This window comes from Streptomyces sp. CNZ301, from assembly GCF_004217425.1.
In genome coordinates this window covers 2,622,404-2,641,439 of sequence record NZ_SHLG01000001.1, presented here as the reverse complement: position 1 = coordinate 2,641,439, position 19,036 = coordinate 2,622,404, and the positions used below count along the sequence as shown (strand labels likewise).

General features: G+C 71.1%; 14 protein-coding genes and 1 pseudogene. 9 read left to right on the top strand and 6 right to left on the bottom strand.

Annotation, left to right across the window (positions count from 1 at the left end; genetic code table 11):
* Positions 1-135 precede the first annotated feature (135 nt).
* The 5 genes from EV375_RS11295 to EV375_RS11275 all read left to right on the top strand — a co-directional run bounded on the left by EV375_RS11295 (position 136) and on the right by EV375_RS11275 (position 5,204).
* A complete protein-coding gene (locus EV375_RS11295) occupies positions 136-1,368 on the top strand; it encodes a L,D-transpeptidase (RefSeq protein WP_486588418.1) in 1,233 nt (410 codons plus the stop codon).
* A gap of 189 nt (positions 1,369-1,557) precedes the next feature.
* Entirely contained in the window at positions 1,558-2,841 is a 1,284-nt protein-coding gene (locus tag EV375_RS11290) for an Ig-like domain-containing protein (RefSeq protein ID WP_130299323.1), read from the top strand.
* A gap of 77 nt (positions 2,842-2,918) precedes the next feature.
* Positions 2,919-3,686: an enoyl-CoA hydratase-related protein gene (locus EV375_RS11285; protein WP_130299322.1), complete on the top strand. Its 768-nt coding sequence runs from the start codon at positions 2,919-2,921 to the stop codon at positions 3,684-3,686.
* Positions 3,687-4,019: 333 nt separating this feature from the next.
* Entirely contained in the window at positions 4,020-4,520 is a 501-nt protein-coding gene (locus EV375_RS11280; protein WP_130299321.1) for an ATP-binding protein, read from the top strand.
* Positions 4,521-4,670: 150 nt separating this feature from the next.
* The gene (locus tag EV375_RS11275) at positions 4,671-5,204 is read left to right on the top strand and encodes a hypothetical protein (RefSeq protein ID WP_130299320.1); all 534 of its coding nucleotides are present in this window, start codon (positions 4,671-4,673) and stop codon (positions 5,202-5,204) included.
* 61 nt (positions 5,205-5,265) lie between these two features.
* On the opposite strand, the gene EV375_RS29680 is transcribed toward EV375_RS11275, so the two are convergent.
* Positions 5,266-5,418, bottom strand: coding sequence for a hypothetical protein (locus EV375_RS29680; RefSeq protein WP_486588417.1), 153 nt, complete (start codon positions 5,416-5,418; stop codon positions 5,266-5,268).
* 204 nt (positions 5,419-5,622) lie between these two features.
* On the opposite strand from EV375_RS29680, the pseudogene EV375_RS29675 reads away from it, so the two are divergent.
* Positions 5,623-5,883 (top strand): annotated as a pseudogene (locus EV375_RS29675) (oligopeptide/dipeptide ABC transporter ATP-binding protein); the annotation flags it as partial.
* Positions 5,884-6,741: 858 nt separating this feature from the next.
* Here the strand turns inward: EV375_RS29675 and EV375_RS11265 are convergent.
* Entirely contained in the window at positions 6,742-6,939 is a 198-nt protein-coding gene (locus EV375_RS11265) for a hypothetical protein (protein WP_486588416.1), read from the bottom strand.
* Between the two features lie 90 nt (positions 6,940-7,029).
* Between EV375_RS11265 and EV375_RS11260 the strand changes: the two genes are divergently transcribed.
* Both EV375_RS11260 and manD read left to right on the top strand, forming a co-directional pair.
* Positions 7,030-8,979 carry a cellulase family glycosylhydrolase gene (locus tag EV375_RS11260; protein ID WP_130301769.1) on the top strand — a complete coding sequence of 650 codons (1,950 nt, stop codon included), beginning with the start codon at positions 7,030-7,032 and terminating at the stop codon, positions 8,977-8,979.
* A gap of 55 nt (positions 8,980-9,034) precedes the next feature.
* On the top strand, positions 9,035-10,276 hold the full coding sequence (gene manD, locus EV375_RS11255) for a D-mannonate dehydratase ManD (protein WP_130299318.1): 1,242 nt from the start codon (positions 9,035-9,037) through the stop codon (positions 10,274-10,276).
* 136 nt (positions 10,277-10,412) lie between these two features.
* On the opposite strand, the gene EV375_RS11250 is transcribed toward manD, so the two are convergent.
* The 4 genes from EV375_RS11250 to EV375_RS11235 form a co-directional block, all read right to left on the bottom strand.
* Positions 10,413-11,786: an ABC transporter substrate-binding protein gene (locus EV375_RS11250; RefSeq protein WP_165434708.1), complete on the bottom strand. Its 1,374-nt coding sequence runs from the start codon at positions 11,784-11,786 to the stop codon at positions 10,413-10,415.
* A gap of 444 nt (positions 11,787-12,230) precedes the next feature.
* Complete coding sequence (locus tag EV375_RS11245; RefSeq protein WP_486588415.1) at positions 12,231-12,896, bottom strand: class I SAM-dependent methyltransferase; 666 nt, start codon at positions 12,894-12,896, stop codon at positions 12,231-12,233.
* Between the two features lie 366 nt (positions 12,897-13,262).
* A complete protein-coding gene (locus EV375_RS11240; RefSeq protein ID WP_130299317.1) occupies positions 13,263-15,992 on the bottom strand; it encodes a cation-translocating P-type ATPase in 2,730 nt (909 codons plus the stop codon).
* 258 nt (positions 15,993-16,250) lie between these two features.
* The gene (locus EV375_RS11235) at positions 16,251-17,657 is read right to left on the bottom strand and encodes an APC family permease (RefSeq protein ID WP_130299316.1); all 1,407 of its coding nucleotides are present in this window, start codon (positions 17,655-17,657) and stop codon (positions 16,251-16,253) included.
* A gap of 454 nt (positions 17,658-18,111) precedes the next feature.
* Between EV375_RS11235 and EV375_RS11230 the strand changes: the two genes are divergently transcribed.
* Positions 18,112-19,029 (top strand): universal stress protein, encoded by a 918-nt coding sequence (locus EV375_RS11230; RefSeq protein WP_486588414.1) that lies wholly within the window; start codon positions 18,112-18,114, stop codon positions 19,027-19,029.
* Positions 19,030-19,036 lie beyond the last annotated feature (7 nt).

Genomic DNA, 19,036 nt, shown 5'->3' with positions numbered 1-19,036 from the left:
GTGCTCGCACGCCGGTGGTCCGCCCGCAATGCTTCCTCTACGGGACAACTCGAACACCGTGCGTGACCGACTCGTATCCCCTCCGGCAGCGGGTCGTTGGTCTCCGTACGGATGAGCTTCACGGGGAGTGCGGACATGGATCGGGCGGGGCGGACGGAACACTCGTACTGGAAGGGCCTGCTGATGAGGAGCAGTGCGCTGAAGTGCTCGCTGGCCGCGCTGTGCGTGATGGGCGCTCCGCTGGCGGGCTGCGGCGTGATGGTCGATCCGCAGACCCCGGCGCAGTTGATCGAGGTGATGCCCCGGGACGGCGCCAGGGACGTGCCGGCCGGCAGCCAACTGCGAGTGACGGCGACGGAGGGTCGGCTGGAGAAGGTGCGGGTCACCCGCAGGAGCAGGGGCGAGGGCCACGCGGTTCCGGGCGCCGTCTCGCCCGACGGGCGAACATGGTTGCCCGCGGAGTCCGCACGTCAACTCAGGCTCGGCAGCAAGTACAGGGTCGATGTCACCGCGCTGGACGAGGAAGGGCGGCGGGCGGCCCGGCACACCTCCTTCACCACGAAGGCCCAGCCGCGGCGCTTCATCGGCTTCTTCACCCCCGAGCACCGGCAGACGGTGGGCACCGGGATGATCCTCTCGATCAGGTTCAACCGCCGGATCGCCGACCGCGAGGCCGTTGAGCGCGGCATCCGCGTCACCGCGAGCCCGCGGGTCGAGGTGGCGCCGCACTGGTTCGGCCGTACCCGCCTGGACTTCCGGCCCGAGGAGTACTGGAAGCCGGGCACGCGCGTCACTCTGGATCTGCGGCTGCGGGGTGTGCGCGCCGCTCCGGACGTGTACGGGGTGCAGAGCAAGCGAGTTCACTTCACGGTCGGCCGGGACCGGCGCAGCGTGGTGGACGCCCGCAGTCACACGATGACAGTCCGGCAGAACGGCGAGATCGTCAGCCGCGTGCCCGTCACGACGGGGTCGGCGAAGAACCCCACGTACTCGGGGGACATGGTCATCAGCGAGAAGTTCGAGGTGACCCGGATGAACGCGCGGACCGTCGGCTTCGGCGGCGAATACGACATCGAGGACGTGCCGCACGCCATCCGCCTGACGGAGAGCGGCACCTTCCTGCACGGCAACTACTGGGCGTCGAAGCGGACGTTCGGGAGGGAGAACGTCAGCCACGGATGCATCGGCTTGCCGGACAGGAAGGGCGGCGACCCGTTCAGCCCGGCCGGGGAGTTCTTCCGCAGCTCCCTGACCGGAGACGTGATCTCCGTGACGAACTCCGGGGAGCGCAGGGTCGCGGCGGACAACGGCCTCGGCGGCTGGAACATGTCCTGGTCCGAGTGGAAGGCCGGCTCGGCGCTCGATTGAGCGTCCTGGCGCGGAGGGTGCGGCGCCCGCCGGCGCCCCGGTTCGCCCGGAGGAAATCGCGACGGAACGGTGACGGTTTCGGGGATTCCTTCTCCATCTCGGTGTGATTATCTAGCGCGTGCACTGTCGTGGTTTCCGCTCGCAGCCGCCACGATGGTGTAAGCAGCCGTGCGAGGGGAGTGGCCCGCTGTGGATCTGAAGACCGTCGCCAGGGACGCCAAGGCGAAGCTCAGCCCGGAGGCGATACGGGGGGACACCAGGACGCAGCTCATAGGCGGGTCCGCCGTGGGGCTCGTCGTGATCGTCGTGGTGCTGGTGCTGACCCTGACGACCTGCGGCGGTGCCGGCAGCGTGGCCGGCGACAAGGGCGGTGAGAAGCCGGCCAAGTCCCGGGCCGTCGTGGAGATATCACCGAAGGACGGCGCCGACGGCGTCGGTACGCAGGACGCCCTGAAGGTGACCGCGGCCAAGGGCGAACTCGTCGAGGTGGACGTCAAGGACGAGGACGGCAGGGCCGTCGAGGGGAAGATCGCCAAGGGCGGCAAGAGCTGGGCTCCGGCGAAGCACCTGACGACGAAGACGAAGTACACCGTCGAGGCGCACGCCAAGGACTCCGAGGGGCGGAAGGCCACCGAGCGGGCCGAGTTCACCACGCTCACCCCCAAGAGCACCTTCATAGGCCGCTTCACTCCCGAGGACGGCGACACGGTGGGCGTCGGAATGCCCGTGTCCCTCAACTTCAACCACGCCATCCAGGACCGCGAGGCCGTCGAGAAGGCGATCTCCGTCACCGCCGACCCCCAGGTCGAGGTCGAGGGGCACTGGTTCGGGAACAACCGCCTCGACTTCCGCCCCGAGGACTACTGGAAGGCCGGCACGAAGGTCGAGCTCGACCTGGACCTCGACGGAGTCGAGGGCTACGACGGCGTCTACGGCGAGCAGGACAAGTCGGTGAACTTCACCGTCGGGCGCAGCCAGGTGAGCGTCGTCGACGCCAAGTCGAAGAAGATGACGGTGACCCGGGACGGCAAGAAGCTCAAGACGATCGACATCAGCTCGGGAAGCGCCGAGAACCCCACGTACAACGGCCGCATGGTGATCAGCGAGCGTCACAAGGAAACGCGGATGGACGGCCGCACCGTGGGCTTCGGGCGCAAGGAGGAAGCCGGCGGGTACGACATCAAGGACGTGCCGCACGCCATGCGGCTGTCCACGTCCGGGACCTTCATCCACGGCAACTACTGGCTCGCACAGGGGCAGTTCGGCTCGGTGAACGCGAGCCACGGCTGCGTCGGGCTCTTCGACAAGAAGGGCGGCGACGACAAGTCCACGCCCGGCTCCTGGTTCTTCCGGGAGTCGATCATCGGTGACGTGGTGGAGATCAAGAACTCCAAGGACAAGACGATCCAGCCGGACAACGGCCTCAACGGCTGGAACATGGACTGGGACGAGTGGAAGGCCCCCCAGAAGTAGGTCCCTTTCCCGCGATGGTGCGGCCGGAGCACGGCCGCGCCATCGGCCTCGCGCGTAACGGCCGTTAACCTTCCCCCATGACTGTGAATCTCGAAGTCGCCGAGGGCGTGGGAACGCTGCGCCTCGACCGTCCCCCGATGAACGCGCTGGACGTCGCCACCCAGGACCGGCTGCGTGAACTCGCAGAGGAGGCGGCCGTGCGCGACGACGTGCGCGCCGTCGTGATCTACGGCGGCGAGAAGGTCTTCGCCGCCGGCGCGGACATCAAGGAGATGCAGGCCATGGACCACACGGCCATGGTGAAGCGCTCCAAGGCGCTGCAGGACTCCTTCACGGCCGTCGCCCGCATTCCCAAGCCCGTCGTCGCGGCCGTCACCGGCTACGCGCTCGGTGGGGGCTGCGAGTTGGCGCTCTGCGCCGACATCCGGATCGCCGGGGAGCGTGCCAAGCTCGGCCAGCCGGAGATCCTCCTCGGGCTGATCCCCGGAGCGGGCGGGACGCAGCGGCTGGCGCGGCTCGTCGGCCCGTCGAAGGCCAAGGACCTCATCTTCACCGGCCGGCAGGTCAAGGCGCCCGAGGCGCTGGAGATGGGCCTCGTGGACCGCGTGGTGCCGGACGAGGAGGTCTACGAACAGGCGCGGGAGTGGGCGGCGCGGCTTGCCAAGGGCCCCGCGATCGCGCTGCGCGCCGCGAAGGAGTCCGTCGACGTCGGCCTGGAGACGGACATCGACTCCGGGCTTGCCGTCGAACGCAACTGGTTCGCGGGGCTGTTCGCCACGGAGGACCGGGCAACGGGCATGCGCAGCTTCGTCGAGGAGGGCCCGGGCAAGGCCAAGTTCGGCTGAGCCGCCGGGCGTTGGCGGAGCCGCTTCCCGGTACGGCGCCACGCGGCACGGCATTCCGCGGAACGCGTCGTACCGGGGTGGGGTGGCTGGGGGTGGCGCACGCCGCGTTCCCTGTGCGCCCACCCTTGTGGGGGAACGGGTCCGGATCGGCCGTGCACCGGGTGCTGTCCTCCCGTGACCCGCCGTGGCCGGGCGTGACCTGACGTCGTGCCAGGTCAGGGCGGCTGCTGCTCGACTCGCCCACCGTGGGTGGGCAACAGCCCAGCGTACGGAGGGAGTTGTTCCGGAAACTGGGATCTGGTTGAACGGCCCCACAACTGCCCTGCTCCCGCCATGATGGTTGCCATGGCGGGACAGGGAGAAGTGGCGAGCGTGAGCGAGATGCCAGAAATCCCGGGTGAACCGACGAGCGACGGTCTCTCCGGCGGCGCTCTTGATCTCGTCGGTGACCCGACGATCGGTGAAGTGCGCCTGCCGAACCGTCCCGAGTCGGCGAGATGCGCCCGGGAGCTCGCCCGTACCGTCCTGGAGTCGCACTGGGCGCTGCCCGGCCCCCTCACCGACGACGCGGTCCTGCTCGTCTCCGAGCTCGTCGGCAACGCCGTGCGCCACACCGGAGCCCTCGTCTTCGGGCTGCGGATGATGCGCCGCCGCGGCTGGATCCGCGTCGAGGTGCGCGACCCGTCCCGCGGTCTGCCGTGCCTGCTGCCCGTGCAGGGGCTGGACACCAGCGGTCGGGGGCTCTTCCTCATCGACACCCTGTCCGACCGCTGGGGAGTCGACCTGCTGCCCCGCGGCAAGACGACCTGGTTCGAGATGCGGGTCACCTCCTGACGGTGCGTCGGAAGCATGCACCGTCGGTGCTAACGTCGCCGGAAATGGAACCGGGCGGCAGGACCGCCGCCCGCCGGTGATCACGGGGGCAACATGATCGGTGTGCTGTGTCGTGGACATCACGGGAAGACGGCGCTCTGCGCGTCGCTGATGACATTCGCCCTGCTCACAGGGCTTGCTGGTTGCTCGGGTGCGGACGAAGACGACGGCAGCGCCGACGCGGTGCCCAGCACGCCGTCGGACGGCAAGGGCGCGTCGAGCTCACCGAAGCTTTCGTCCGCTTCGCGGGAGAAGAGAAAGGGGTCGTCCGCCGGCGCGAAGCCCACCTCCTCGGCGCTCCCGAAGGCCGCCGACGGCACGGACACCGGTGCCTGCGCCGACGGTGACTGCGAGGTCGAGCTGTCCAGGGGGGACGAAATCCATCCCCCGTCATCCTCCGGAGTCGACGAGTTCACGGTCCAGGACATCGAGGACGGCGTGATCACCTGGACGGCGCGCTTCAGCGGCGGACGTGTCACCACCTCGGCCCGGGGAGTGCAGAACTCCTCCACGAGCTGCTCGAACGGCGTCTGCAACGGCAAGCTCGGCAAGAGCAAAACCAAGATCGAGATGAACCGGCTCGTCATCGAGTTCAGGGCCATCGGTGCGGACCGCGCCGTCGCGAGGATCTCGACCAAGAAGTGAGGGCCCGGCGGGCACCGCTCCTGCGATCTGACGGGCCGCCCGCGCCGTGGAGAACGGACCATCACGCCTCGGGAGCCGGCCCCGTCGACCCGCGGACGACGAGCCGCGGCGGCCTCGGGGCGGTCACCTGGCCCGCCTCGCTCTCCTCCAGCAGGCCCAGCAACTCGCCCGCCCGCGGCCCGTCCGAGCTGCTCGATGTCGGCTCCTGCTGCACATCGTGGGCGGGAGCCCGAGGCGGAGGTGCTGGCGTACCGCAGACGGGGTGATCCTCACCGAGAGCCGAATCGGTGACGCGCGGTTCGACCTGGTGCGCCGGCTCCGGCTGCCGGCGGTGCTGGTGCCCGGCCCGCGGCGGGTGCGCCGGCTCCGGCTCCCGGCGGTGCTGGTGCCCGGCCCGCGGCGGGTGCGCCGGCTCCGGCTCCCGGCGGTGCTGGTGCCCGGCCCGCGGCGTAAGGCGCAGGGCGGCCGGGACCGCATCCTGCTCCAGGGTGACGTGCCCTCGCCGATCAAGCAGCCGAGCGGATGCCGTTTCCACACCAGGTGCTGGAAGGCGACGCAGGTCTGCAAGACGGCCGAGCCGCCGCTGGTCTCCCTGGCCCCCGGGCACGAGGCCGCGTGCCACCACCCGGAGAACGCCCCGGACCAGCAGCCGGAGGACAGCACGCCGGCCGCCGGCTAGAGGCAGGGCGCCGGGCCGGGGCGGGGCGCGGGCAGGCGGGCGTCGGGGCCTTGTCGTTGTCCGCGTTGGGTTCGTTTTGCGGGTGCGGGTGCGGGTGCGGGTGCGGGGTTGGCGGGGGTGCGGGGTGCGCGTGGGGTTCGTGGTGGGTGCCGGGGGCGGGCCGTTCCGGCGGGTGTCTCGGGGCGGCATGATTTACCTCCCTGAACCGGATGGGTTTCTGTACTGCCTCCCATATGGCGGTCCGCAAATCACGTTTAAGCCCCGTGCCCCCCGCCTGCACGTCCCGCCCCCTCCGGCCCGTCCGGCGTCTGCCGCTCTCGTCCCCTTCTCCCTTCCGGGAGTCCGGTTGGCTTGTGGTTGCTCCGCCGGTGGCCTTCCGGGTCACTCGCGCATGCTCGTCCGGTGGCTCAACTCCCTTGCCGCGTCGACCGGTTCATCGCGGCTCCGGGCGGGGTGCGGGCGGACCCGGTGTCCGTCCACGTTGTGCGGCGCGATCGGCCGCGCTCGTCGATGACAACGGTTACGGGCCCACAGCCCCCCGGGAGAACTGGGGGGTCTGGGTGGCCCCCGGGGGAGAGCCGCTGGACCGGCGGGAGGGGGCGGGACGCGCAGGGGGGCATGGACGGGCCATTGGGGTCTCCCCAGCGAAGCGTGGGGAAGTGATTTGCGGACCGGCATATGGGAGGCAGCACAGCACTCCGTGACGGTTCAGGGAGGTAAATCATGCCTCCCGGAGCGGCACGCCCCCGGCACCCCGCACCCACCCCAGGCGCACCCACCACCCACCCGCAACGGCGCCGCCGGACGCAGAAGGGCGGCTGCGTGAGACGCAGCCGCCCTTTGCCGTTCCGCGCCGGATCAGTACGCGGAGTTCACGTTGTCCATCGACCTGTACTTGTCGGCCGCGTAGTTGCAGGCCGCGACGATGTTCGCCACCGGGCCGGTGATCTTCTTCTTGATGCCGTGGTGCGAGCCGGGGATGCCCTCCTTCTTCATGATGGAGCGGGCTTCCTTGATCCAGACGTCGACCTTCTCGTTCTTGCTCGGTCCCGCCACGGAACGCACGGGGAAGAGTTGAACGATATACCGATGGAGGTCCTGGGAGGCGGCCGCGCAGGGCCGCGACAGTACGAGGAAGGGCAGGGCATGCAGCGCAACTCCGCGAAACTCGCCACCCCCGAGGGCGACCCGCTGCTGTGGGTCGGCGTCAACTACTGGTCCCGCACCGGCGGGCCGCTGATGTGGCGGAACTACGACCCCGCGGTGGTCGACGAGGAACTGAGCACCATGCGCGACCACGGCATCACCCTCACCCGCAGCTTCCTGTACTGGCCCGACTTCATGCCCGCGGAGAACACCCTCGATCCGGTGATGCTGGAGCGCTATGACGACTTCCTGGAGCGGCACGCCGCGCTCGGGATGCACACCATCCCCACGTTCCTCGTCGGGCACATGTCGGGGCAGAACTGGGACCCGGCCTGGCGGGGCGGCCGCGACGTCTTCGGCGACGCCTCCTTCGTCGCGCAGCAGGAGTGGTACGTACGCGAGACGACCGCACGCTGGAAGGACCACTCCGCCGTCGCGGGCTGGCTGTTGAGCAACGAGATCCCCATCTACGCGGACTGGCCCTCGCGCGGCATCGGCACGCTCGACTCCGACGAGGTCGCCGCCTGGGCCAAGACCCTCATCGGCGCGGTCCGTTCGGCGGGCGCCACCCAGCCCGTCTCCATCGGCGACGGTGCATGGGGCGTTGAGACCTCCGGAGCGGACAACGGATTCCGCATCCGCGACCTCGCGGAGCTCGTCGACTTCCACGGCCCGCACGTCTACCGCATGGAGACCGACGCCGTGCGCCAGCATCTGGGTGCCGCCTTCGTCTGCGAGCTGCTCGACATCGGCGGAAAGCCCGTGATCATGGAGGAGTTCGGGCTGACGTCCGACTTCGTCTCCGAGGAGAACGCGGCCCACTACTACCGGCAGGTCCTCCACAGCACGCTGCTCGCCGGTGCCACGGGCTGGATCCCCTGGAACAACACGGACTACGACGCGCTGGAGGACCAGGAGCCCTACAGCCACCACCCGTTCGAGATGCACTTCGGCATCACCGACTGCGAGGGCCGTCCGAAGGAGCAGCTGCGCGAGGTCAAACGCTTCACCGAGGTACTGCGGCGCACCGACGCAGCACGGCTGAGCCGTCCCGACACCCGGGTGGCACTCGTCGTCTCGTCCTTCCTGGAGAAGTTGTATCCCTTCACGCAGCCGGACGACCGCACCAGCGTCCTCACCAACACCCGCCAGGCGTACGTCGCCGCGCGCGAGGCCGACCTGGACGTGGGCGTCGCCAGGGAGGCCGACGGCCTCCCCGGCGACTGCGCGCTGTACCTGCTGCCCTCGGTGAAGCAGCTCACGGCACCCGGCTGGTCCCGGCTGCGGGCGCTCGCGGAGGGAGGTGCGACCGTTTACGCCTCGTACTTCCTCGGCGAGCACATGAACCAGCGCGGCTCGTGGTGGCCGAAGCTCGACGAGACCTTCGGTGTGCGGAAGAAGCTGCGCTACGGACTCGCCGACCCCATCGAGGACGACGAGCTGCGCATGGTCTTCCGGAGCGACTTCGGCGGCATCGCGGCAGGCGAGGAACTCGTCTTCCCCGTGGCCGGCACGGCCGACTCGCGTTCGTACCTGCCCGTCGAACCGGACGGGGCCGAGGTCCTCGCGACCGACGCCCACGGACGTCCCGCACTGCTGCGCCGCCGCACGGGTACGGGCGCACTCGTCCTGTGCACATATCCCGTCGAGCACATGGCGGCCGTGACGCCGCGCGTCAATCCGGAGCCGACGTGGCGCCTGTACGCCGCGCTCGCGGCCGAAGCCGGCGTGGCCCCCGAGGTCTCGGTGGCCGACCCCCGGGTCATGACCGGACGGATGGAGCACGAGGACGGGCGCAGCTTCGTGTGGTTCATCAGCCAGCACGACGAGCCGCTCACGGCGGAGCCGGTGCTCACGGGCGGCGCGGCGCTGAAGGACCTCGACGGGGCCGCGACGGGCACGGTCGAACTGCCCCCGTACGGAGTGGCCGTCGCCGAGATGACACCGTGAGCACGACGGGCACGGGCACGGGCCCTGGCACGGGACGAGGAGAGGAACACGCCGGATGAGGATCGAGTCGGCCGACACAGTCGTCACCAGCCCGGGGCGAAACTTCGTCACCCTGCGTCTGGTGACGGCCGACGGCATCACCGGTCTGGGCGACGCCACGCTCAACGGCCGTGAGCTGGCCGTGGCCTCGTACCTGCGAGACCACGTCGTGCCGCTGTTGACCGGCCGCGACGCGCACAACATCGAGGACACCTGGCAGTACCTCTACCGCGGTGCCTACTGGCGGCGCGGCCCGGTCACGATGGCTGCCATCGCCGCCGTCGACACCGCCCTTTGGGACATCAAGGCGAAGGCGGCGAGCATGCCGCTGTACCAGCTGCTGGGCGGCGCGAGCCGCCGCGGCGCGCTCGCCTACGGGCACGCGTCGGGGCGGGACATCCCCGAACTCCTCGACTCCGTACGGGCGCACCTCGACGACGGCTACCGGGCGATCCGCGTGCAGAGCGGCATTCCCGGCCTCGGCTCCGTCTACGGCGTCGCCGCCTCCGGTGCCGGTTCCGGCGACCGCTACGACTACGAGCCGGCCCGCCGCACCGCCGGCGGCCCGGCCCTGCCGGTGGAGGAGACCTGGGACACCCGGGCCTATCTGCGCCATGTGCCGCGCGTCTTCGAGGCCGTGCGCGAGGAGTTCGGGCCCGAGCTGCCCCTGCTGCACGACGGGCACCACAGGATGACGCCCATCCAGGCGGCGAAGCTCGGCAAGTCCCTGGAGCCCTATGACCTGTTCTGGCTGGAGGACGCCACTCCAGGCGAGGACCAGGCCGCCCTGCGTCTGATCCGGCAGCACACCACCACGCCGCTCGCGATCGGCGAGGTCTTCAACTCGGTGCACGACTACACGACTCTGCTGAGCGAGCGGCTGATCGACTACGTGCGCTCGGCGGTCACCCACACCGGCGGTGTCACCGCGATGAAGAAGCTTCTGGACCTCGCCGCCGTCTACGGCGTCCGCTCGGGGATGCACGGGCCGACCGACATCTCACCGGTGGGGATGGCGGCGGCGCTCCATCTCGGCCTTGCCGTGCACAACTTCGGCATCCAGGAGTACATGCGGCACTCCGCCGACACCCTGGAGGTCTTCCGTACCTCCTACACCTTCGAGGAGGGGCTGCTGCATCCGTCCGGGACCCCGGGCCTCGGGGTCGAGCTCGACATGGACGCGGCGGCCCGCTTCCCGTACGAGCCCGCGTATCTGCCCGTGAACCGGCTCGCCGACGGGACCGTCCACGACTGGTGAGCCGGGCCGCGCCGAGCCCAACCTGGAAGACGGCCCGCGGGGCGGCGGTCCGGGCCCCTCGGCGGTGCCGGCGGGCGGCAGCGGCGCGGGCCCGGAGCGCGCCGCCGTCGCCCGCCCGTGAGGGCGCGTGCGCGGGTCAGCGATTCCGGTACCGCGCGCCCAGCTTCAGGGCCTCGCGCTGGGACGTGCGCAGAGCGGCGGCCACGGACTGCTTCCCCTCGATCGCTGCGCTCAACTGCCGGGACACGTGGTCACCGAGGCCGGTGAACTCCGGGACGCCGACGAACTGGATGCCGAGGGTGGGGCGCTTCTGCACGCCCGGCTTTCGCGGGTCGGCCTCCCGGATCGCCTTCTCGGTCGCGTCGCCGAACGCGCCGGCGGCCTTCTTGTACTGCGGGCGGTCGAACGTCGACTCGCGCTTCCCCGCGGGCACGTTCTCCCATCCGATCTCGCGGCCGACGAGGCTCTCGTACTGCTTGCTCGACGCCCACGACATGAACTCCCATGCCGCACGGGGCTGACGGGTCGACTTCTGCATGCCCCACGCCCATGTGTAGAGCCATCCCGAGGACTTGGTCTTCTCTATCGGCGCGGGCGCGTAGCCGATCTTTCCCTTCACGGGTGAGCCGTCGGCCTCCAGGGGGCCCGCTCCCGCGGTCGCGTCGTACCACATCGCCGACTTGCCGTTCTTCATGTTGCGCAGGCAGCCGGCGTAACCGGACTTCTCGGGGTTCTCCTGGCCGTGGTCGCGTACGAGGCCGACGTAGAACTGTGCCGCGTCCGCGAAGCCGGGGTCGGTGAGCCTGGCGTTCCAGTCCTCGTCGAACCACGTGCCGCCGAAGGTGTTGACCACGGTGGTCAGGGGAGCCGCCATCTCGCCCCATCCGGGCTGGCCGCGCAGGCAGATCCCGCTCATGTCCTTCCCGGCGCCGTCGGCACGTTCCGCCAGCGCGGCGACCTGGCTCCAGGTGGGCTTCTCCGGCATCTCCAGGCCGAGTTCGCGGAAGACGTCCTTGCGGTACATCAGGAACGAGGACTCCCCGTAGAAGGGCTCCGCGTAGACCTTGCCGTCGGCTCCGCTCAGGGAGAGCTGGATCGGAAGCATGATGTCGCTCTGGGCGAAGGAGCGGTCCTTGCTGATGAAGGAGTCCAGGGGTCTGAGCCAGCCGCGGCGTGCGAAGTCCCGCGTCTCGAAGTTGCTGATGGTCGCGAGGTCGTAGCGGCCGGACTGGAGGGCGAAGTCGGAGTGGACCTCCTTGCGGACCTCGTTCTCCGGCAGTGCGGTGAAGTCGACCTCGATGCCGGTCCTCTTCGTGAAGTGCTCGGCCGTGAGCTTCTTCAGCTCCAGCATCTGCGGATTGTCGACCATCAGGACTTTTAAGGACTTCTTCTCCGGAGGCTTCTTCTCCTCCGGACTGCATGCCGTCAGCAGGCCCGCCGTGACGGCTGCCGCGGCGACGATCCTTACCGTCCTTCCTCTGTGTCCGGGTGCGTACCGGGACTTGAACACGGGGCTCTCCTCGTCGTGGTCCTGGCGCGACCCTGCGAGGGGTGTCCGACGGCACCCGGGGGTTCCGAGGCACCCGGACGCAGCGTGACGCCGATCATGCGGAGAGTTCTACATGCCCGAGATGGGTGAGAAACAGTCCGGATGATCGTCAATCCTGCCCGCTTCTGCCCGAGTTGAGGATCGATTCGAGTCCGCTGACCAGCGGCGGGGATGCGGAGGGCCGCCAGGGTGTGCCCGTTTCCCGTCCTGAGGGCGCCCGTTCCGCTTCCGCGCCCGTGACCCTGGCCTAGTCCAACTTCGGAGGCTACGCGGGTAGTTGAGAAACGAGGGCGTGACGGAAGACCGTTCACGCATCTTCCGTCACGCCCTCTCGGTTCCCACACCAGCCGGCGATGTCCGGAGTCTCCCGGTGCCCCCGCCGTGCGCCGTGCGCCCTGCGCCGGGTCAGCCCACCGACGTCGCGTCGGAGACACCGTCCGGACTGCGGTGGGCCGGCACCATGACCTGCCGGTGGAACACCGTCGTCCTGGGGCGCCTCGCGTGGTAGACGAGCGCGGGCGGCAGATTGCGCCACACCGTGCGGCCCGGCACCACCTCTTCGAAGGTGGTGTGCAGCAACTCCCGGAAGCGCAGCGCCGAGGCGAGCCGAAGCGCATGGACATATCCGAACGTGGTGAACGCCCCGTCCGGCGCGAGGACATGGCTCACGGCGGAGAGGATCTCGCGCTGCACTTCGTCGGAGAACGAGGCCCACGGAAGGCCGCTGACGACCACGTCCGCCTTCGCCAGGCCCCGCTCCGCGAGCAGCTGCGGCAGTGTGGAGGCGTCGGCGTGGAGCACCTCCACCCCGCGGCAGCGAAATCGCAGCTGATCGGCCAGTCGCGGATTCGCCTCGATGGCCAGCTGGCGCCCGCGACCGCCCAGCTGCTCCTCGATGATGCTGGTGACCACTCCGGTGCCGGGGCCCAGTTCGACCACGACCGGCTCGCCCAGTTCGGGTATGGGTGCGGTGACTGCCGCGGCGAGTCTGGGGGAGCTGGGGGCCACCGCACCGATGTCGGCGGGTGATCGCAGGAACTCGCGCAGCATCGTGCCGGTCTCGCTCGTCAACGTTCTTTGCCTCTCGGGGACGTCAAGGGGCTCGAGGCCGGCCGGGTGAGCAGCGCCTTCGGTGGCTGGCACGAGGGGCTGCGGCGGGGACGGCGCGACCTCGGGGGGACCACCGTACCCATGGATCGGCGGATGGCGGCCATACCCGGGGCAGATGAGATGCGGACCCGGCCCGGCCTGCGGTTTCGGGGCGCCGGAGCGGCTTCCGTAAGCCGCACATCCCGCGAAACCGGCTTCTCCGTGCCGATTGCGCAGAAGAGGGGCAGGTCGGGCGGGCTGAGGGGCAGGGCGGGTCGGCCGGGGGGCCGGTCCGGGGCAATCCGGTCGGTCCGGATCAGGTGGAACAGGGCCGAGGGGGAGGAGCCCCTACGGCCGGGCGCCGTGGGGCGGCCGCTCCGGGCGCACCCTGGCCTGCAGCCGCATGACGAGATAGCCGAGGACGGACAGCGCGCAGCAGACGGCCAGGGGCGCCGGCGGCAGCGGGTCGGTGCCCAGCAGCGTCCGCAGCGGCGGGAGGTAGACCCCGGCGAGCTGAAGGAGGAGCGCCGCACCGACCGACAGCAGCAGGAACGGGTTCGCCAGGGTGCCGGGCCTGGCCCGGGAGCCGAAAGCCACGCCCAGCTGCATCGCGCCGAGCACGAGGAACATCACGGACTGCCAGGGGTGGCCGCCGGCCCGCGCCCAGACCCCGGCGGCCAGGGTCACCGCCGCGAGGAACGCGCCCATGAACAGCAGCCGCGGCCACAGACCTGCGCCCAGCACACTCTCCTCCGGAGGGCGGGGCGGATGCCGCATGGCGTCCGGCGACACCGGCTCCGCGCCGAGCGAGACGCCGGGCAGCCCGTGCGTGAGCAGGTTGATCCACAGAATCTGAGCGGGCAGCAGCGGCAGCGGCATCCCGAGGAACGGACCGACGAGCATCACCAGAACCTCCGCCGTGCCGCCGGCGAGGCCGTAGAGCAGGAAGCGGCGCACGTTGGCGTAGACGCGGCGACCCTCCTCGACGGCGGCCACCACGGTGGCCGGGTTGTCGTCGGCGAGTACGAGGTCGGCCGCCTGGCGTGCGACCTCCGTGCCGCGTCGTCCCATGGCGACGCCGATGTCGGCCCGGCGCAGTGCCGGACCGTCGTTGACACCGTCCCCCGTCATCGCCACGACCTGCCCGGCCCCGCGCCACGCCTCGATGATGTCGAGCTTCTGCGCGGGGTCGGTACGGGCGTAGACGCGCACGCCGGTCAGGTCGGCGGGCGTGGCGTTGCGGATGCCCTCGCCGGTGGTGACGTCGTCCTGCGCGGCGGGGATGCCCAGGCGCTGCGCGACGGCACGCGCGGTCAGCGGATGGTCTCCCGTGACCAGCACGGGCGTGATGCCCGCGCCCCTGCACGCGTCGATGGCCGGCTTCGACGCGCTGCGGGGCGGGTCCACGATGCCGATGACGCCGTCGAGGCTCAGGCCCGACTCCCAGCCGCCTTCGGGCTCGTGCGGTCCGGGGACGTCCGACGAGGCGACGGCGAGGACCCGGTACCCCTCCCGGGCCAGCTCCTCCGACCGGTCGGCTGCCGCACGCAGGAGCCGGCCCTCGCCGAGGACGCCGGGAAGCAGCACCGCCTCCGGCGCGCCCTTGCAGACGACGTGCAGCCCGCCGCCGGGACGGCGGTGCACCGTCGTCATCCTCTTCCGTCCGCTGTCGAACGGGATCTCGTCCACGCGCGGCAGCCCGCGCTCCAGCTCCGCGCGGTCCAGGCCGAGTCTGGCCCCTGCCGCGAGGAGAGCCGCCTCGGTCGGGTCGCCCGCCGCCTGCCACTCGGCTCCGCCCGCCCGGTCTCCGGTGTGGTCGCCCGCCGTGCCGGTCCTGTCGCCTGTGTCGTCGCCTGTGCCGCCGTCCGTCTTGTCGTCCGCGTCCCGTGTGAGCGCCGCGTCGTTGCACAGCATGGCGCCGCCCAGCAGTTTCGCCAGATCGGGGGCGTTCTCGGGGGTCGAGGTGGCGCCGTCCCGTGCGACTCGCCCGACGGGCTCGTAACCGGTGCCGAAAACCGTGGCCCAGCCGCCGTCCGGTGTCCACAGCCGCTCGGCGACCATGCGCCCCTCGGTCAGCGTGCCGGTCTTGTCCGTGGCGAGCACGGTGACGGACCCCAGCGTCTCCACCGCCGGCAGCCTGCGGACGATGGCCTGCCGGTCCGCCATGCGGCGGGCTCCGAGGGCCAGGGCGAGAGTGACGACGGCCGGCAACGACTCCGGCACGGCGGCCACGGCGAGGCTGATCGCCGTGACGATCATCAACTCGAGGGGCTGGCCGCGCACCACTCCGAGCACGAGCACCACCGCGCACAGAGCAACCGTCGCGACGGCCAGCGTCCGGCCGAAGCCCACCAGCCGGCGTTGCAGGGGGGTGAGTTCGCGGGCGGTGCTCATGAGCGCCGCGATGCGCCCCAGCGCGCTGTCCGGACCGGTGGCGGTGACCTCCATGCGACCACGGCCCCGTACGACGACGGTTCCCGCGGAGACGCCGCCGGACTGCTCGCTGCCGGACTGCTCGCTGCCGGGCGGCTCGCTCGCGGAACGCCCGCCGGCGGGCCGTTCGCCGCCGGGGACCTTGTCCACCGGCACGGACTCCCCGGTCAGCGAGGACTCGTCCACCAGCAGCAGCACGGCCTCCAGCACGGTTCCGTCGGCGGGCACGATGTCGCCCTCGGAGAGCAGGACCAGATCGCCGGGCACCACCTGCGCGGCGGGCAGGGCCCGCTCCTCCCCGTCGCGCACGACGCGTGCCGTCGGAGCGCTCATCGCGGACAGGGCCGTCACCGCGCGGTCCGCCCGCACCTCCTGTACGACGCCGACGACGGAGTTGGCGGTGACGACGAGGAGAATCACCGCCGCATCGGTGTGGTCGCCGGTGGCGATGGTGAGGGCGGCGGCGACCAGCAGCACCAGGATCAGCGGATCGCGCAACTGCCGGACGAGGCGACGCCACACGGGAGTTCGGCGCTCCACCGTGACCCTGTTGGGCCCGTGCTCGCTCAGGCGGCGTGCCGCCTCGTCGGCCGACAGGCCGCTGAAGGGGGGTGCGCCGACGCGTGCGCCCTCGGGACTCACCATGACGATGCTACGAACGCGGCCGCTCGGCGGCGACCGGACGCGAGGAGCGTCGACCGGCCCGTCCCTGCACTGCCTGTCAGTCCCGTCCTGGGTGAGCCGTCCGGGCCACCCGGGGGCGGCCGTCCGATCCCGCGGCGCCGTCCGGCTCCGCGCCCGTCCGCTCCCGCGGCCGTCCGGCCCCGCGCCGCTCCCGGGTGGCCCGAAGGACGCCGAAGCCGCATCCGAGCCGGCAGCGGCGGGAGCCCGCCTGCCCCGCGGTCAGCGGGAGGCGACGGCGGCGACGAGGCGCTGTTCGGCGTCCTCGCCCGCCGTCACCTTGGGCAGCCGCCACATGAAGAACGCCCCGGCCAGCCACCACACGCCGACGATCAACCACTCCGACGGCCAGACGAGGGCCGCGGGCATACCGGGCAGGTAGAGCACGGCGAGTCCCAGGCTCAGCACCAGCGCGGCGACACCGACGGCCGGCCCGGCCGGGGTGCGGAACGGCCGCTCCATGCCTGGCTCCCGGCGGCGCAGCACCAGGAACGACAGCACCACGACGACGTAGGCGACGACGATGTTGATGCCGCCCGCGTCGACCAGCCAGACCAGCATCGGCCGTCCGAAGAACGGGGCCACCACCGCGAGGGCCCCGACGAAGAGCACAGCGTTGCCCGGGGTCCGGTACTTCGGGTGCACCTTGCCGAACCAGGCGGGGATCATGCGGGACTCGGCCATGGCGTACAGCAGTCGGCTGCCGCCGATGAGGAAGGCGTTCCAGCTCGTCAGGATGCCCGCGATGCCACCGATGACCAGGACGTCGCCCATGGCCTCGCTGTTCCACAGGGCGGCCATGGCTTCGGCGGCGGCGACGTTGGACTCGGCGAGGGCGGAGGCGCTGAGCCCGGAACCCACGGTCAGCATGATCATGATGTACCACGCGGTCGCGCAGAGCACGGAGATCACCAGGAGCTTGCCTACCTGGCGGTACGGGAGCTTGATCTCACCGGCCGACTGCGGAATCACGTCGAAGCCGACGAAGAGGAAGGGCACGGCGACCAGCACCGTGAAGATCCCGTCCATGCCCCCGCTGACCATCGGCTCCATGTTGTCGGTGGAACCGCCCTTGAAGGCTCCGACGAGCAGCGCGGCGCCCGCACAGAGCAGGAACAGCACCGCGACGGTCTGGAAGACCGCCGCGGGACGTATGCCGACGTAGTTCACGGCCGTGATGGCGATCGCAGCGATCACGCCGACGGCGACCCAGCTCGCGTAGACGTCGTAGTCGGCGATCGTCCACATGTGGCCCACGAGCATGTCGGGGAAGAGGTTGACCAGGCTGTGGGGCAGCGCGACAGCTTCGAACGCGGCGACCGACACATAGCCGAGGACCATGGCCCAGGAGGCCAGGAAGGCGCCCCGGCCCCCGAGTGAGCGCAACGCGTAGTGGTGCTCGCCGCCCGCGTGCGGCATCGCCGAGACCAGCTCCGCGTACGTGAGCCCGACGAGCGTGACGACCACGCCGCCGACGGCGAAGGCGATCGCCGCGCCCACCGGCCCCGCTTCGCTGATGAAATCGGAGGTGAGAACGACCCACCCGAAACCGATCATGGCCCCGAAGGCCAGTGCCAGAACGTCTCCTCTGCCGAGCACGCGGAGGAATCCGCCGTTGTTGTCCGTCATTCGCCGATCCTGCCTCTCTGGGGGGCTCGCGCGTGGGGGGAGGGACAGCAGTGGACCGGGCTTCAGGACATGGGCACCACAATCAGGATGTACAACTTGCATTGCATACCTATCCAGATTGATGAAAGCCCAGGTCAGCTACGTAGTTGTGCGACTGATCCGGGCATGTGCGGCCGCAACGGACTTGCCGGACCGGCCCGGGAGGCCGCACAGCCGGGTCGGCACACCCGCCGCGGGCACACGCGGACCGGCTGCTGGTCGTCCCCGTTCGAAGGTGCTGGTCCGCTCAAAGAGACCTTGGCCACCACGCGCCCGTCCGGTCCCGCGCCCGGCCGGTTCCGGCGCCCGGCCGGTTCCGGCGCCCGGCCGGTTCCGGCGAGCGGGCCCGCGGCGCACGGCGCACACTGCGGGTACGCGCGGCCGACGAATCTCCCGCGACCCCCCGGAGGCAACGGTGACGAGCACGCACGAACCTCCGCATGTGCCGCCGGCCGTCCTCGGAGTGGAGGCCGATCCGGGCAGAAGGCTCGCACTCGCGTGGGCCGTCGACGAGGCGGACCGGCGGAGCCTCCCGCTGCGGCTGGTGCACGCCTGGGGTTCACCTGCCGCGACGCTGCGCTCCGCGGAATCCGGCGACCTGCGGCAGGAGCGGGACGCGCTGCTGCGTGCGCGGGGGGAGGGTGCGCTGGAGCAGGCCGCCGCCTTCGCTGCGGAACGGCGGCCCGGGGTCGGTGTCTCCACGGTGCTCGCTGAGGGCGAGGCGTCCTGGGTGATGCGTCAGCAGGCCGAGGAGGCCGCCTTCGTCGTCCTCGGCTCCTGGGGGCTGAACGAACGGAAGGCCCTCTTCAGCTCGTCCTCCGTCGTCCTGCCCGTCGTCGCCCACGCACCGTGCCCGGTGGTCGTCGTACGGGAGGCGGAGCACGTCACCACGCGTCCGCCGTACTTCGTCGTGGGCGTGGACGGCAGCAGTGACTCGGGCGCGGCCGTCGACTTCGCCTTCAGGGAGGCCTCCCTGCGCGGTGCCGACCTGCGAGCGCTGTACGTGCGGCATCCGTCCCGGCGGGGAGGCGATGACGACGACGCCGCCGTCCAGGAGTGCCGTGCGCTGCTCTCCGAGACGGTGGCCGGGCGCACCGCCGCCGACCCGGATGTCGGCGTCTACCACGAGGTCCTCCGCGGACACCCGGTGGACGTCCTCACGCGGGAGTCGGCGCACGCCCTCGGCCTCGTCGTCGGCACACGCGGTCACGGGGGATTCGCGGGGATGCTCCTGGGCTCCGTCAGCCAGGGGGTCGTGCACCATGCGCAGTGCCCGGTCATCGCCGTGCCGAGCCGCACCGGCGGAGCGGACGGACCGGTCGGCACTCGATGACGTCGAC

What these genes read in the sequence shown, in the direction of transcription:
- EV375_RS11235 (WP_130299316.1), bottom strand. Translation starts at nt 17,657, where the DNA reads ATGACGGACAACAACGGCGGATTCCTCCGCGTGCTCGGCAGAGGAGAC.
- EV375_RS11275 (WP_130299320.1), top strand. Translation starts at nt 4,671, where the DNA reads ATGACATTCGCCCTGCTCACAGGGCTTGCTGGTTGCTCGGGTGCGGAC.
- manD (WP_130299318.1), top strand. Translation starts at nt 9,035, where the DNA reads ATGAGGATCGAGTCGGCCGACACAGTCGTCACCAGCCCGGGGCGAAAC.
- EV375_RS11285 (WP_130299322.1), top strand. Translation starts at nt 2,919, where the DNA reads ATGACTGTGAATCTCGAAGTCGCCGAGGGCGTGGGAACGCTGCGCCTC.
- EV375_RS11260 (WP_130301769.1), top strand. Translation starts at nt 7,030, where the DNA reads ATGCAGCGCAACTCCGCGAAACTCGCCACCCCCGAGGGCGACCCGCTG.
- EV375_RS11295 (WP_486588418.1), top strand. Translation starts at nt 136, where the DNA reads ATGGATCGGGCGGGGCGGACGGAACACTCGTACTGGAAGGGCCTGCTG.
- EV375_RS11280 (WP_130299321.1), top strand. Translation starts at nt 4,020, where the DNA reads ATGATGGTTGCCATGGCGGGACAGGGAGAAGTGGCGAGCGTGAGCGAG.
- EV375_RS11240 (WP_130299317.1), bottom strand. Translation starts at nt 15,992, where the DNA reads ATGGTGAGTCCCGAGGGCGCACGCGTCGGCGCACCCCCCTTCAGCGGC.